Below are 13,493 nucleotides of genomic sequence, written 5' to 3'. Positions count from 1 at the left end.
GGCTGCGACCCGACCGAGGTGATGAAGCGGTCTGCGTAGGGCCTGGGGGCGAGCGGGCGGGCGTGGGTTCCGTGACCTGGCGCTCACGCCATGCCGCTCCCTCCGTCGAGCCCGCTACTTCAGCGCAGCGACCTGCTCACAGCGTGCTCGCCGGTACCGGAATGCCTCGACGGCGTCGTCACCGCTCGGGGCTGTTCACGCGGATCAACGTCTGCTGTCCGTTCGCCACGAGTTTCTGACGGCCGTTCTGGAGGCCGAACACCTCCAGCCGGCACACGGTCAGGGTGCGGCCGGACCTCAACACGGTTCCCACCGCTTCGATGTGGTCCCCGACGGCAGGTGCGAGCAGGTTGATCTTGTACTCGACCGTGAGCACCTCGGTGTTCTCCGGGAACAGCGTGTAGCCGGCGTAGCCGCCGGCGCTGTCCGCGATCGCGCTGGTGGCGCCCGCGTGGAAGTAGCCGTGCTGCTGAGTGACTTCAGGACGGCTCGGGAGCACGATGTGCACCCGGCCCGGCGCGATCTGCGTTATCCGCGCACCCAGGTGGGCCATAAGCCCCTGACGGTCGAAGCTGCTCCGGATGCGCGCCTGCACCTGTGGGCTCACCTGTTCCTGCTGCGTCTGATCTTCCACGCTCTCTCCTCTTCGCGGACGTCACGGGCCGCCATGGACGATGTGAGGCTGCCGTGATTCGCCGGACGGATCTTCATTCCGGCCCGAGCGTAAGGGCGTTGCGGTGCCGTGCGTACAGTGGCGTTCGGCGGCGCCGGTCGTGAGGGTCGTGCGGGAGACGGAGAGAGTCTGGATGGCCGGCATGGATACGTCCGAATGGTGGGAAGTTCTACCGGCTGGTATTCGTGAGCAGGTCGACGGATACGTCCTGCGGGACGCCCGCATTCAGGCGATCCGCATCGTGTTCGAGGCCGGCCGTGCCCGTGGTCTGGGACTCAATGACGCTCAGCTCGTCGTCCACGACCGTTACCTCCAGCACGGCGACAGAATCGCCCGCACCCCCGACAGCCCCCTCGACGTGGTGTCCCTGGCAGCCCGCGCTGCCGGCTGCCCCGGCCGTATCACCGCGATCGAGGCGGTGTGGGACGGTGACACCGTTCATGACTGGTTCGTGAACCTGCTGGCGATCACCGCTGACCCCGCGGGTGAGCATCCACTGGCCACCATCTACCGGGGCACGGCTGTACGGCACCTTGGTGAAGGGGAGGATGCGGGCCCGCTCCACCCGTCGGCGGCAGCCGCCGACAGGGCCGGTAGAGCCCTGGCTGTGCGCCTTTCGGTCCCGTTCCACTTCGCGAGTCCGGATACCCCGGATGACCAGGCTCCCCGCTGGCGGCCTTGAGCGACGAGGACGTGGCGCCTCTGGTCATCACCGGTCTGACGAGGTGGACCGTGGCGCCGACGGTCGGCGACCGGGAAGCCGGCGGTGCACTTACCGCAGAGCTCCCGACGACCAGTCCGGGCTCTACGGTGGCGCCGCCGGCCAAGGCTCTCAGCGGCCGCGTCGTTGTCCTGCGATGAGCCGGTAGACAACCAGGACGATGACGGATCCGACTACGGCGGCGATCCAGGTGGAGAGATGAAAGAAGCCGTTGATCGAGTGCACGCCGAAGATGACCTTCCCCAGCCAGCCGCCCAGAAGGCCACCGGCGATACCGATCAGCATGGTGATCAGGCAGCCTCCCGGGTCCTTGCCCGGGAGCAACGCCTTGGCGATCGCACCGGCCAGCAACCCGATCAAGATCCACGCAATGATGCCCATGACGTACTCACCCTTCACTCGAACGCCGTGCCCGCCGTTCCTCGTGTCCGTCGTCGGCCACAACGGACCGTCGGCCACCTCCAGCCGGACAGGATCCAGCATCGGCCAGTGGCTGCCGCGGACTGATTCAACGCGCGGGACGACGTTGATACGGGTGAACGGCGGGCGAGGCACCGTCGCCGTCGTGGTGCGTCCGCGGGGGTTTGAGGGGCGGCCCTGAGCGGTCGTCGTCCTCCTGGGGGAGCGGACCGAGCTGTTCCCCGAACTCGCAGCCGACCAGCTGATCGTGCCGTGCGCCGGACTTGTTGACCGCGTACGTGACTTGCCGACCGACCGCAGGCCCCGCCTCCGCGCCGTGCACCATCGCTGCCCCGCTCGGGTGGTTGGGCGACGCGATCGGCTCATCCGGGTGTGCCCGGTGCAGACAGGGGCGGCAGGCTGACCGCAACGTCACTTTCGAGGGAAGAAGGTATTCCATGCTTGAGCGTGCCCGCGGCAAGAAGCGCACCGAGGTCACCTTCGTCATCCCGGCTGACCGACCCGTCGGCCCGGTCAGTGTCGTCGGGGACTTCAACGACTGGAAGCCTGGCGCACATCCCTTCGTCGCGCGCGCGGACGGCAGTCGTGCAGTCACCGTCGCGCTGCCGCGCGAGCAGCGGTACGGCTTCCGCTACCTCGCCGCAGGCGACTGCTGGTTCGATGACGATCAGGCCGACGAGCACGACGGCCGCAACGCGATTCTGCACACCTGATCTGAAGATCGGGCATTCGGTGACCGTGGCGACGGGGCCACGGGTGGCTGCGGTTCCTCCTGTCGCGTGCGCGGCGGCGACGGCCGCTCCTTCCCGGGTCGGACCCCGCCGCCGCGTCTGTCCGCCTCGCTGGATGGCGCGGTCCAGAGGCCTGTTCTCCAGGCCATGAGTCGGTGTGCGCCCGGCGTGAGGGTGTGCGCGGGCCGGGCCTCTCCTCAATTCACCCTGTGGTGGCTGCTGACCCAGCTGCGCCGACACCGCCCCGGCCGTATGGGTGGGTGGAACGCCGCCCGTCGATGGGGTCGAACTCCGCGACCACGCGCTGAGCGAAGTCCTTGAAACCGATGCAGGTCGCCTGCCCGGCACCCACCCCGAGGCACGCATCACCCTCACACTCACCCCCGACGGCGCCCCCGGCCCGTTCGTGCGGGAGCTGTACCGCGGACCGGTGGAGTGTGCCCGACAGTCCGTCGGGTGGAAACAACTGCCCACCCGTACCCGTCTGAACGTCGCGCACACCCGCCCGCACCGCGTCGACTGCACTTGACCGACGGCAGCTCTTCCCGGCCGTGGAGCGGAGTCGGCTCATTCCGGGGGCGGCAGCAGCGTTCCCAGCGGTCCGAGGTCGAGGTTGAGGTCGTCCATGGTCAGCCCGTGCTGGGTGCAGAGGTCGTTCATACGATCGTGCAGGACGAGCAGCGTCGCTCCCAGTCGTTCCTCCTCCTCTTCGGTGAGATCCCCTTGGTCGACTCGGTGCAGTGCCTGCCGCTCCATGAGCTGACGCAGCAGTTCGACCAGGGTGAGGACGAGTTTGACCAGGTCGCGTTCGACGTTGTCGGGGTCCGTGCTGATCCGGTGAGGCCGGGGCCGACCGGTCCCGCCCGGTGCGGGCAGGTCCTGCGGAGCGGCCGGCAGCAGCCCGAAAGCGCGGGTCGCGGCGTCCGCCACCTCCTCCCACCGACGCCCGGCGTCCTGAGGCTCCTCACTCCCCATGGTCGCTCCCGGGAGGCGACGTGCGGATGGACATGATCAGGGCGCGAAGCGAGATGCGTACGAGATCGATGTCGGCGATGGACAGCACCACATCGCCGGTGAGAACCACACCGCCGCTGAGCAGCCGGTCCAGCAGATCGACCAGGGCGACCTGGCGGCTCGCCAGAGGCTCCACCTCTGAAGAGGGACCGGGCCCGGTCATGGAGGCGCGCCTTCCGCCACGTCACCCGGTGAGGTCGGAGCCTCCGCGAAGGAGTACGGAGCCCAGGGGCCAGTGATCTCGACCCGTACCCCGGGAAAACCGTCGGCGGCGCTACTCACCTCGTCGCGGAACTCCTCGGCGTGGTCAAGTGGTACGAGATACGCGTCGTTGACGACGTTCTCGCCCGGATCGGTGGCCAGCTCGCCCTGCTGCACGCGGTGGCTGGCACGGTCGGCGGCATGCTTGCGTCCTGCGGCCTCGACTCGTTCTGCCGTCTTCTGCGCCGCTCGGTAGACGTCGTCGCGCACACTCTGCTGTGCCTTGCGGGTACGGAGATAGGCGCGCCCCGGACTGAGGCCGCTCGCGGCTGCCGATGCGGAGCCGGGAGCGACGGGTCGGGCGGACGGCTCCACATAGATCTTGACCCCCCATTCGATATGGGCGGCCAGGCGGGAGAGGCGTTCCGCGAAGCCATTCCACCCGGTCTCCAGAACCCTTCGAGCGCGCTCGTCGTCGAGATACACGGTCGCGAGCCGCAGCGGGAGGACCGTGGTGCGTGCGGCCAGCGCCTCGATGACCCCATGGTGGGCGCGGGCGACCGCCTCCAGCCACGCAAGATCTTCGAGATGGACCTTGAGGGCGTCTTCCTGGAAATCCTGTGCGGACACCGCGCTCACCGCGAGCAGCAACTCGTCACCGTCCGTACGCCCCAGCAAGTGGACTGCCGCGCCGGCCACACCGGTCAGCGTGGCCGCCGCCTCCACCAGTCCGTCGGAGTTACGGGCGACGCCGTAGGCATAGGTGACCCGCTCAGTCATCCCGCGCCCTCTTACCGCGGCGGCTCGCCCTGGGCTCCTGCTTGCCGTCGGAGAGGGCCTCACCGCTGAGCGCCGCGTCGACGCCGGGGACCGCCTGGCTCTCGGGGAGCCCCCCGCTTCGCCGTAGCGCGTCGATCTCGGCCCGGAGGCGCTTGTTCTCCTCGGCGAGGGACCGTTCCCCGTGGGCGCGGGACGAGAGCGTCGGATCGTGCTCCCACCAGTCGATGCCCATTTCCTTCGCCTTGTCGACGGAGGCGACCAGCAGCCGGAGTTTGATGGTCAGCAGCTCGATGTCGAGCAGATTGATCTGGATGTCGCCCGCGATGACGATGCCCTTGTCCAGCACCCGCTCAAGGATGTCGGCGAGGTTCGCGGACGACCCCTGAGCGTAGGGCGGTGCCGCCCTGGATGGATAGGAGCCCAGCCTGTTGGCCATGGGATCGGTCACGGCCCCGGCCTCGAATCTCCTTGCCGGTACGCCCTGATCTCGTCCAGCCGGTCGAGCAGCTCATCCTCTCTCCGGTCGAACGTCTCCTCATCGATGCGCCCGGCAAGGAGATCCGCTTCGAGCGCGGCGAGGGCCTGCTGCACAGGTGCGGGGTCGTAGTACTCGTTCTCGGCTGCTTCGAGGACGTGGTCCACCACCCAGCCGACGCCGCGCACGGGTGCCAGCGGGAGGGTCACGATCTGAGTGAAGAGGCCCATCAGATGCCCTTCAGACGAAGCTGTACGGGGGAAGAGGACCGTGGAGCCGGAACTGGAACTCGTCCCCCATCTGGTTGGCGAGACTCAACTCGGTGGTGAGGAAGAGTTCGTCCTGGTCCTCGGCCACGAGGAACGAGGCGCTGAGGAAATCGCTGCCGGTCGGTTGCGAGGTCTCCTGATCCCGGGCGAACGGACGCAGCGCTTCGACCACGCCTGCGGCCAGTGCCTCCTGGCGCGCCTGCACTTCTCTTGCGACCAGTTCGCCCAGCGCGAGCGGGGTGTCGGGGCCGGCGGTGCCGCTGCGGATCTCATCGTTGAGGGCCCGGGCTTCGTCCGAGTCCTCGAGGATCTGGCGTAGGAGGGCTTCCTCGTCCTGCGACACCTTCAGGTGGTACTCGGCGCAACTCTCCAGTGCTTGCAGCCTGTCCACGTACTCGCCGGCGCGCTCCTCCAGCACCACCCGCACTGCCTCGTCGTCCTCTGCTGTGAGGCCGAATCTCAAGGGCAGAACGGTACCGTCCGCCATCAGGCGGTTCTGCACATCCTGATGCGCGGTGAGGTCCCGGCGCTTGGGGCGCAGGCCCGCCGGCGCATCGCTGACGACTGCGCGCAGCGACCCCTCGGTGACCGTACGCAACTGCGAGGGAGGTTCCCCGACGCCGGTGACGCCGTCGAGGTGGAGCGGATGCTTCTCGCCGGCGATGCAGTACACGTATACCGCCATGGCTCACTCCTCCTCGTGTTCCCTCGTGCGTCGTGCTGGTCGGCGCGTCGCCCGCCGTCTCCTCTCAACGGGCTCCTTGCGCTTCTCCGTCTCCTCGGTCTCCTCGTCCGCCTCCGCGCCTTCGTCACCGCTTCCTCCGCCCTTTAGGCTGTCGGTCACGGCTTCCACGGCGCCGGTGAGCGCCCCCTTGGACTTGCCACGAGCTCCGCTCTCGAGCGTGTCGCCGACGATGTCCGTCAGCTGCGCCGGTTGTTTGCTTCCCGACTCGAGGTCGAGGCGGTTGCAGGCTTCAGCGAAGCGCAAGTACGTATCGACGCTGGCCACGACGATGCGGGCATCGATCTTCAGAATCTCGATCCCGACCAGTGACACGCGGACGAAGACGTCGATCACCAGCCCCCGGTCAAGAATGAGCTCCAGGACGTCGTAGAGGCTGCCGCCGCCACCGCCTCTCGACATGCTTCCACCGCTTTGCGGCACCACTGTCATGGTGCCTCCTTTCACCGGCAGGGCCTGTGGATTCAGCCCCGTCGGTCGATTTGGCCACGGGTGTAACGACGCTTTCGTTCGTAGGCCACCAGATCGCCTTCCCCATCCAGTGTTACGCGATAGGTGGCCATCACGCTGGTGGTCTCAGGGATGCGCTCCAGTTCCAGCACCTCCACATCCGCCTCCCATCCGTCTTCTGTCGGCTTCAGGGCCGACACCGATTCAGGGGGACGTCCGAGCAGCTCCTGCAGCTGTTCCGCTGCGGCGCGCATGGCTGATGCCGGCTTGGTCCTGGACCGCCGCTTGGCGGGCTCTGCTGCGGCCATGGTCGGACTCCGATGCGGAGGGGGCGCCATTCCACGTGCGCACGTACAATTTCATCATATATGGGGGATAGTTGACATTCACGCGGACGGTATCACCGCGACTCGCCGGGCCTGGCTCTCCTGCTCAATGGCCCTTGCTGGAGGGATCAGTTCATGAACGACACGACCAAGATCGCTCTCGCTGCCGCGGTCGCGGGTGGGTACGTGCTCGGGCGCGCGAAGAAGGGACGGCTCGCCTTCGCCATGGCGACGTATGTCGCTGGGAGGCGCTTCGGGCTCGATCCGCAGCAACTGGCCACAGAAGGCCTGCGCAAGCTCAAGGATGTTCCGCAAATCGCCGAGTTGAACGAGCAGGTGCGTGGGGAACTGCTGGACGCGGGGCGTCAGGCACTCGCTTCCACAGTCGACCGACGTCTCGCGGACCTTGCGGACTCCCTCCATGATCGCAGGCTTCGCCTCGGTGCGAAGGGTGACGAGGAGGAAGAGGAGCCGGAGGAGGAGGAAGAGGAGCCCGAGGAGGAGGAAGAGGAGCCCGAGGAAGAGGAAGAGGAAGAGGAAGAGGAGCCCGAGGAAGAGGAAGAGGAAGAGGAAGAGGAGGAGGAAGAGGAGCCCGAGGAGGAGGAAGAGGAGCCCGAGGAGGAGGAAGAGGAAGAGGAGGAGGAAGAGGAGCCCGAGGAGGAGGAAGAGGAGGAAGAGGAGCCCGAGGAGGAGACACCGCGGCGCCGCCGAGCGCCCGCCAGGAAGGCCGCCTCTCGGACTGCACCGCGTAAGAGGTCCGCCGGCAAGCCAGAGAGGAAGCCTGCGAAGAAGGCTCCTGCGAAGAAGGCTCCTGCGAAGAAGGCGGCCGCGAAGAAGGCTCCTGCGAAGAAGGCGGCCGCGAAGAAGGCTCCTGCGAAGAAGGCGGCCGCGAAGAAGGCTCCCGCGAAGAAGGCGGCCGCGAAGAAGGCTCCCGCGAAGAAGGCTCCCGCGAAGAAGGCCCCCGCGAAGAAGGCGGCCGCCAAGAAGACGACCACACGCCGGAGGTAGACCGATGGCCAGGACAGATCGTGGCTCCGATGGTGGCGGGGAAGCCTCGGGTATGGAACTTCTTCGCGACGAGTTGGTCGACTACCTCGGCGCTGAGGCAGAGCAGCTTGTGGGTAAAGCCGGCGACAAACTCGCCGATCTCACCGACCAGTTGTTCGATGTCGCTGAGAGCGGGGGCGGTCTCTCCAATTTGCTCCCCGGCGGCGGCGGCATGAAGGCCTTTCTGGGCGCAAAGGCCAAGGGTCTCAAGGACACCGCGATGGGCAAGGTGGGGGAACTGCTGGGTAAGGGAGGCGGCGGAGGCAAGTCGGGTGGCGGCAAGTCCATGAATATCGTGGAAGTTGTCGACGTGGGCGTGCCCCTTCGGACTGCGTACGACTACTGGACTCAGTACGAGAAGTTCAGCACCTTCACCAAAGGCGTCCGCAGCGTGTCGCGCAACGACGACAGCACCAGTGACTGGAAGCTCAAAGTGGGTCCCTCGACTCGCGGCTGGAAGGCCTCGGTCCAGGAACAGGTGCCGGACGAGCGCATCATCTGGACATCCGAGGGTGCCAAGGGAACAACTCGCGGCTGTGTCAGCTTCCATGAACTCGGACCCACTCTGACGAGAATTGTGCTCGTTGTCGAGTACTATCCCTCCGGCTTCTTTGAGAAGACCGGAAACCTCTGGCGGGCTCAAGGACGGCGCCTCCGGCTGGACTTCAAGCACTTTGCGCGCTACGTCACCTTCGCCGACGAAGAGGTCGAGGGATGGCGCGGAGAAATCCGCGATGGCGAAGTGGTCCGCACCCACGAAGAGGCGATGGAGGACGAAGAAGAAGGCGAATACGACGAGGAGGGTGACGAGGAAGGAGAAGGCGACGCGGAAGACCAGGATGACGTTGAAGAGGGCGAAGAAGAGGAGGAGGACGGGGAGTACGAGGACGAGGAAGAAGACGACGGGGAGTACGAGGAAGAGGAAGAGGACGACGGGGAGTACGAGGAAGAAGAGTGACTGCTCTCGCCGCCCAGTGCGAGGCGGTAGCCGCAGACGTGCAGCGTGGTGCCTGTGTGATCTCCCTCCGACCTTGCGCGCCGGCTGCCCCGGGAGAGGGCTCGATGCAGCGGTCACCGTGTGTCGGCCTGGGCGAGAGCATGGTTGATGGTGCACTGGGTGGGGGTGTCGTGGGTGCGGCCCGCACCCGGCGCACCGGGTGCGGGCTCCGCGCCAAGGCGGTCAGCTTCCCTCGAGGAGGATGTCCTTCAATTCGCTCAGGCTGTCGATCCGGTAGCTTGCCTGGGAAAAGTCGTTCGCCTTCGTGAACTCGTTATGGACAACGGCGCAGTCGATACCGGCCGCCACAGCCGAGGTCAGTCCTCTGGCCGAATCCTCCACGACCAGGGTCTCTTCCCTGGCGGCGCCGAAGCGTTTCAGCCCGGCCAGGTACGGTTCCGGGTGCGGCTTGGCGAGTTCGTAGTCCTCGCGAACAATGACGAATTCCATGAACTGCCTGATCTGGCGCTTCTCATGGATGATGTCGAAGTCGGCCGGTTTCGCGGTCGTCACGATGGCCATGCGGACGTACGTCGACAGCTCGGCGAGAGTGTCGACGACGCCGTCGATCTCGATGGCCTCGGTCCGCAGGTACTCCTGGTAGTAGCCGTTGCGGGCCTCGCGAACCCGGCTGAGGGTCCGGTCGTCGATGCCGGCCGTCTTGGCTTGGGCCCAGGAGCCCGATCCCCGGGCCATGTCCCGGAGGTACTGATCCTTGTCCAGCGTGAAACCGGCCTCCATCAGGGCGCGTTCCGCGGACCTGAAATACCAGAACTCGGTGTCGACCAGGACGCCATCATGATCGAAGAGTATGTATTTTCTCACGGCCTCAATCCTCTCCGGCGGCCGCGGCGGGCAGGCGCGCCGCCGCGGATCGTACCGTCGTCACCCATGAGTGAGCGTTTTCGGTGTGGCCGCTGGTCGCGTGAGGACGGGCAGGTGGGGGTGGGTGCCGTAACGAGCAGGGCTCCCGTGCCGTTGTGGGAGGTGCTCGGCGACTCAACTCAGGAACGAGGGAGCCCTGTTGGTTCCATATCCTGCCGTACTCGACCTCCCCCACGCCCTGGTCGAATGGGTCACGATGCTCCTGGCCACCCGTGAGGGTGACCGACGGTGCAAGCTCCCGCCGCACCGACGTGCGCTCGTCGCACTCGTGTACCTGCGCCGCCACGACACCCTCGCCAGGATCGCCGCGGCCTTCGGCATATCCGTCGGCACCGCCCACGCCTACGTCACCGCCGTCACCGACCTGATCGCCGAGCGGGCACCGCCTTGCCAGTAGTTTCCTTTAGTTTGCCCTTGACCTGCTTGGCCTTTGCTTTCGCCTTACTCATTGGTTCATCGATTTTGTTTCGGAATACCCTCAAGATCTCCTCCGCCGCAGGAAATCAAGGTCTTTCGACGGCCAGGCGCATAATTGAAGATGACTGGCAAAGATCGGGGAGTGTCATGATCATTCTCGGTGTCATCCTGCTTGTGATCGGACTGGTAGCCGGAATTTCCATTCTGTGGACCATAGGTGTCATCCTCGCGGTCATCGGTGTCATCCTGTGGATTCTCGGCGGGGTCGGTCACGCCGTGGGTGGAAGGCGGCACTATTGGTGAGCCGCTCTTCGTGCGGTGCCGGGGCAGCGCAGAGTTCGCGCGTCTGATCACGGATGACGCTCAGGCTGAGGGCGATCATGACCTGGCCGGCTACGCGGGCGATGCCGCCCTGGACGCCATGCAGCACCGGGGAGACGAGGGGACGTCGGCGACACCCCGCGTCTTCGGGCGGCCCGTGAAGCCCGCCCGGCGGCCCTTTGCCGCGTCCGCGGGAGATCACAAGGCTTGGTCCCGCAGCGCCGGTTCATTCCGCGTCAGCCGGCCACGGGCGTCTCGCAGTGTGCCGGGACACGGTCAGCGAGCAGGCTTGTTCGAAGCGGCCTTCTTTGTGGTCCGCTTGGCGCTGGCCGTCTTCTTGCGCGCGGGCGCCGCGGCTTTGGCTGCTTCCTTCTCCGTGCTTGCGGCAGCAGTGGCAAGGGCGCCGGAGCTTGTTTCGAGGTGGGCTCGAACGAACCACTGAAACTGTTCCAGGGACCGCAAATGCTCGATGAGCAGGTCTTCCGTCACGGCATCGATGCTGCTGACTTCGGAAGCCGCTTCCCTGTGCGCCTCGATGACACCGGTGTACACGAGATCGAGGGCGCCCAGATGCGCGAGAGCGTCGGCGCGGCCGATGCTGTAGTCCTTCCATGTACGTCCGGACACGAGTGCTCCGGGCGTTCCCTGGGGCTCGCCTCCCAGAGCAGAGATCCGCTCAGCGGTGGCATCGGCCATTTCGCGGACGGCCGCGGTCTGTGGGTCGAGCATTTCGTGGACGGCAATGAAGTGAGGCCCGACGACATTCCAGTGGATGTGCTTGAGGGTGAGAGCGAGATCGTTGAGTGCGTGCAGACGCAGTTGCAGCGTCCCGATTGTCCGGCCGCCGTCCTTCGCGCTGAGACCGGGAATGGTGTAGCGGGGGGTGTCGTCGACGGGTGACATGGCGCTCCTACCTTGTATTCGACGGTTGCTGGGGCTTCACCTGCCCCAAGTAACTGACTCATAACACCCGACTGGTGTTCGCTCGGAGTCTCGGCCGGCCGAAGCTCGGCCGAATGTTGGGGGACGGCCACCCGTTCGGGGACATGCCGTGCTGTCAGGTCTTGTCGGACGGGGAGCATGTCATCTCGTGCGCGCTCCGCGCCTGGCAGGCCGGTCTCAGGGGTGAGTCGTCGCGACTCGGGGATCAGTCGTCGGACACATCGACACCACTTCGAGTTGCCGCTGCACGGGGCTGCGCAGGATTCCCCGGAAGGGAAACGGGAAACACGACGGTTCGAGAGTGTGACGGGCCTTCCGTGGGGCAGCAGAGCCTTCGGAGGTTGATAACTATGGTCCCCCTGATTCTGGTTCTGCTCCTGGCACTCCTTCTCTTCGGTGCCGGCTTCGCATTGAAGGCCCTGTGGTGGATAGCCGTCATCGTCCTGGTGGTATGGCTGCTCGGGTTCGTGATTCGCCCCGGCGCCGTCGGTGGCAAGCGCGGACGTTGGTACCGCTGGTAATTCGGGAAACTCCCGAGGAGCGTGCGCGGGTCTCGGCATATTTCGTGTCGGGTTCAGTACGTGCTTCCCGCTCCAAAGGACGAAGTCCGTCCCGCTCGCCGTGCAGACCACCGAACCACCGTCAGACGGATCGACGAGGAGCGGTTCACCGGACAACGGGTGCCGTTCTTGAGGAAGATATCTTCGATGAAGGAGCTGATTCATTCATGAGCGAGAATATCTGGGGCTACCAGCCGACGACAGGTTATTCCGCTGGCAACAGCCTCATCGGATACAAGGTCGAGGCGGTCGACGGAAGTATCGGCAAGGTCGACAAGCATTCCGACGACGTCGGCGCGGCCTATCTCGTCGTCGACACCGGGGTGTGGATCTTCGGCAAGCACGTTCTGCTGCCCGCCGGCACGGTCACGCGTGTCGACGCCGCAGCCGAGAAGATCTACGTCGAGCGGACCAAGGACCAGATCAAGGACGCCCCCGAGTTCGACAAGGACAAGCATCTCGGCGACCTCGACCACCGTCAGCAGACCGGTGAGTACTACGGAAAGCACCGCCGCACCTGAGCATCACGCGTCAGTCGACGGGGGCGACCGGAGCTGTCCGGTCGCCCCGTCCCATTTCGCTGCAGGCCCTACGTCTCCCTCGGTGCGATGGGGCGGAGGGCGGGCCCCTGAAGGACTTCGCCGTCCACGGCTGATCGGGAGCCGTGGCACGGTCCACAGGCCTTGACCCTTCCTCGGCGTGGCCGCTCCCCGGACCGGTGTGGGAGAGAGCCTGCGCCCCCTCGTCCTCATGTCCCGTGGCATCGGATCTCGACCGGTCGTACCGAGGTTTGGCGACCGGCCTGTCCGTCCTGGCGCGGCCTGGCTTTAACAGGGTGTGCTTGTGGATCGGGATGCGTACCCTCGGATCTGTGCCCCGCAACCCGAAGAGCCCCCGTCGACTGGTCGTCGACGGGAACACGTACATGTGGACGCTTCGCCACGCCCACCGCGTGCTGGACAGCGGCCGTTCCGCGGACTGCCGCGAGACCCTCACGCTGTGCCCGCAACCCTCCGGCACCGGCGGTCCGTTGCGCATCGTCTTCGCCGGTGGCCCGGGCCGGTACGTCCCGGGCGGGTTTCACCTGGGTTCCGGGGACGTGGGGTTCACCCGGGGCAGCTCGCTGAATCTGCACGAACCGGGTGCCGTCCGGGCCCTGCTCGACGCGGCGTCGGCCCGCGGGTGGCAGCCGGGGGAGCGGCGGCCGACGGAGTTCGACGGCTGGTCCCTGCTGCACGAGGCAGCCGCCGCGCGCACCCGGAACTCCGGCCCCGCAGGTCCGTAAGGGGCATCAAGGTTCCTTTCCGCAGCCTCTTCTGACGGACGGTCCGCCGGGGAACTCGCGGAGGGGCTGCACCTTCTGGGCAGGCGTCATGGGCTGACGGCCTGCAGCCGTACTCCCACGCGTGGCGTGAGCCGACCGCCCGGGCCGCGCCCGGAAGCGCTTTCGGGCGCGGTCCCGGTTGCGTAAGGTTACGAGCGGCCCAGGAGCCGTGCGCGCCGGGCCGCCCGGGGCGCGCGG

At 66.6% G+C, this 13,493-nt stretch carries 20 protein-coding genes and 1 pseudogene; 9 read left to right on the top strand and 12 right to left on the bottom strand.

Features of this window, described 5'->3' with window-relative positions; genetic code table 11:
* Positions 1–178: 178 nt before the first annotated feature.
* Entirely contained in the window at positions 179–634 is a 456-nt protein-coding gene (locus ACFVXE_RS04550) for a PaaI family thioesterase (protein ID WP_389669116.1), read from the bottom strand.
* A 172-nt stretch (positions 635–806) separates the two neighbouring features.
* On the opposite strand from ACFVXE_RS04550, the gene ACFVXE_RS04545 reads away from it, so the two are divergent.
* Positions 807–1,355 carry a hypothetical protein gene (locus tag ACFVXE_RS04545; protein ID WP_389669114.1) on the top strand — a complete coding sequence of 183 codons (549 nt, stop codon included), beginning with the start codon at positions 807–809 and terminating at the stop codon, positions 1,353–1,355.
* Positions 1,356–1,505: 150 nt separating this feature from the next.
* On the opposite strand, the gene ACFVXE_RS04540 is transcribed toward ACFVXE_RS04545, so the two are convergent.
* Positions 1,506–1,775, bottom strand: coding sequence for a GlsB/YeaQ/YmgE family stress response membrane protein (locus ACFVXE_RS04540; protein WP_389669112.1), 270 nt, complete (start codon positions 1,773–1,775; stop codon positions 1,506–1,508).
* Between the two features lie 476 nt (positions 1,776–2,251).
* Between ACFVXE_RS04540 and ACFVXE_RS04535 the strand changes: the two genes are divergently transcribed.
* The gene (locus ACFVXE_RS04535) at positions 2,252–2,527 is read left to right on the top strand and encodes an isoamylase early set domain-containing protein (protein ID WP_389669111.1); all 276 of its coding nucleotides are present in this window, start codon (positions 2,252–2,254) and stop codon (positions 2,525–2,527) included.
* Positions 2,528–3,112: 585 nt separating this feature from the next.
* On the opposite strand, the gene ACFVXE_RS04530 is transcribed toward ACFVXE_RS04535, so the two are convergent.
* The 8 genes from ACFVXE_RS04530 to ACFVXE_RS04495 are packed head-to-tail and all read right to left on the bottom strand — an operon-like array spanning position 3,113 to position 6,784.
* On the bottom strand, positions 3,113–3,520 hold the full coding sequence (locus tag ACFVXE_RS04530; RefSeq protein WP_389669109.1) for a gas vesicle protein K: 408 nt from the start codon (positions 3,518–3,520) through the stop codon (positions 3,113–3,115).
* Positions 3,510–3,722, bottom strand: coding sequence for a gas vesicle protein (locus ACFVXE_RS04525; RefSeq protein ID WP_389669107.1), 213 nt, complete (start codon positions 3,720–3,722; stop codon positions 3,510–3,512). The genes ACFVXE_RS04530 and ACFVXE_RS04525 overlap by 11 nt, the downstream gene beginning before the upstream one ends.
* Positions 3,719–4,540, bottom strand: coding sequence for a GvpL/GvpF family gas vesicle protein (locus ACFVXE_RS04520; RefSeq protein ID WP_389669105.1), 822 nt, complete (start codon positions 4,538–4,540; stop codon positions 3,719–3,721). Before ACFVXE_RS04520 ends, ACFVXE_RS04525 begins: the two co-directional genes overlap by 4 nt.
* Positions 4,533–4,976: a gas vesicle protein gene (locus tag ACFVXE_RS04515; protein ID WP_389669242.1), complete on the bottom strand. Its 444-nt coding sequence runs from the start codon at positions 4,974–4,976 to the stop codon at positions 4,533–4,535. The genes ACFVXE_RS04520 and ACFVXE_RS04515 overlap by 8 nt, the downstream gene beginning before the upstream one ends.
* A gap of 8 nt (positions 4,977–4,984) precedes the next feature.
* Complete coding sequence (locus ACFVXE_RS04510) at positions 4,985–5,245, bottom strand: gas vesicle protein GvpG (protein WP_389669104.1); 261 nt, start codon at positions 5,243–5,245, stop codon at positions 4,985–4,987.
* Between the two features lie 10 nt (positions 5,246–5,255).
* Positions 5,256–5,969, bottom strand: a complete 714-nt coding sequence (locus tag ACFVXE_RS04505; RefSeq protein ID WP_389669102.1) for a GvpL/GvpF family gas vesicle protein — start codon at positions 5,967–5,969, stop codon at positions 5,256–5,258.
* A gap of 3 nt (positions 5,970–5,972) precedes the next feature.
* Positions 5,973–6,458 (bottom strand): gas vesicle structural protein GvpA, encoded by a 486-nt coding sequence (locus tag ACFVXE_RS04500; protein ID WP_389669101.1) that lies wholly within the window; start codon positions 6,456–6,458, stop codon positions 5,973–5,975.
* A 32-nt stretch (positions 6,459–6,490) separates the two neighbouring features.
* Positions 6,491–6,784: a gas vesicle protein gene (locus tag ACFVXE_RS04495; RefSeq protein WP_389669099.1), complete on the bottom strand. Its 294-nt coding sequence runs from the start codon at positions 6,782–6,784 to the stop codon at positions 6,491–6,493.
* Between the two features lie 153 nt (positions 6,785–6,937).
* Between ACFVXE_RS04495 and ACFVXE_RS04490 the strand changes: the two genes are divergently transcribed.
* Positions 6,938–7,810 carry a histone protein gene (locus ACFVXE_RS04490; protein ID WP_389669097.1) on the top strand — a complete coding sequence of 291 codons (873 nt, stop codon included), beginning with the start codon at positions 6,938–6,940 and terminating at the stop codon, positions 7,808–7,810.
* Positions 7,811–7,814: 4 nt separating this feature from the next.
* On the top strand, positions 7,815–8,807 hold the full coding sequence (locus ACFVXE_RS04485) for an SRPBCC family protein (protein ID WP_389669095.1): 993 nt from the start codon (positions 7,815–7,817) through the stop codon (positions 8,805–8,807).
* 222 nt (positions 8,808–9,029) lie between these two features.
* Here ACFVXE_RS04485 and ACFVXE_RS04480 read toward each other — a convergent pair whose 3' ends face one another.
* A complete protein-coding gene (locus ACFVXE_RS04480) occupies positions 9,030–9,671 on the bottom strand; it encodes an HAD family hydrolase (protein ID WP_389669093.1) in 642 nt (213 codons plus the stop codon).
* Between the two features lie 199 nt (positions 9,672–9,870).
* On the opposite strand from ACFVXE_RS04480, the pseudogene ACFVXE_RS04475 reads away from it, so the two are divergent.
* Positions 9,871–10,116: pseudogene (locus ACFVXE_RS04475) on the top strand (transposase family protein); the annotation flags it as partial.
* A 179-nt stretch (positions 10,117–10,295) separates the two neighbouring features.
* Positions 10,296–10,451 carry a DUF6131 family protein gene (locus ACFVXE_RS04470; protein WP_356126546.1) on the top strand — a complete coding sequence of 52 codons (156 nt, stop codon included), beginning with the start codon at positions 10,296–10,298 and terminating at the stop codon, positions 10,449–10,451.
* Positions 10,452–10,745: 294 nt separating this feature from the next.
* Here ACFVXE_RS04470 and ACFVXE_RS04465 read toward each other — a convergent pair whose 3' ends face one another.
* Positions 10,746–11,372: a Dps family protein gene (locus tag ACFVXE_RS04465; RefSeq protein WP_389669091.1), complete on the bottom strand. Its 627-nt coding sequence runs from the start codon at positions 11,370–11,372 to the stop codon at positions 10,746–10,748.
* Positions 11,373–11,761: 389 nt separating this feature from the next.
* Here ACFVXE_RS04465 and ACFVXE_RS04460 point away from each other — a divergent pair, with 389 nt between their 5' ends.
* From ACFVXE_RS04460 to ACFVXE_RS04450, 3 genes are all read left to right on the top strand, one after another.
* Entirely contained in the window at positions 11,762–11,932 is a 171-nt protein-coding gene (locus tag ACFVXE_RS04460) for a hydrophobic protein (protein ID WP_389669090.1), read from the top strand.
* 206 nt (positions 11,933–12,138) lie between these two features.
* Entirely contained in the window at positions 12,139–12,492 is a 354-nt protein-coding gene (locus tag ACFVXE_RS04455; RefSeq protein WP_389669088.1) for a PRC-barrel domain-containing protein, read from the top strand.
* Between the two features lie 404 nt (positions 12,493–12,896).
* Positions 12,897–13,256, top strand: a complete 360-nt coding sequence (locus tag ACFVXE_RS04450) for a hypothetical protein (RefSeq protein ID WP_389669240.1) — start codon at positions 12,897–12,899, stop codon at positions 13,254–13,256.
* The last annotated feature ends 237 nt before the right edge of the window (positions 13,257–13,493 follow it).

Origin of the sequence: Streptomyces sp. NPDC058231 (assembly GCF_042882275.1) — a bacterium.
Taxonomy (GTDB): domain Bacteria; phylum Actinomycetota; class Actinomycetes; order Streptomycetales; family Streptomycetaceae; genus Streptomyces.
The sequence above is the reverse complement of the archived record's forward strand: the minus strand, read 5'-3'. Positions and strand labels throughout refer to the sequence as shown.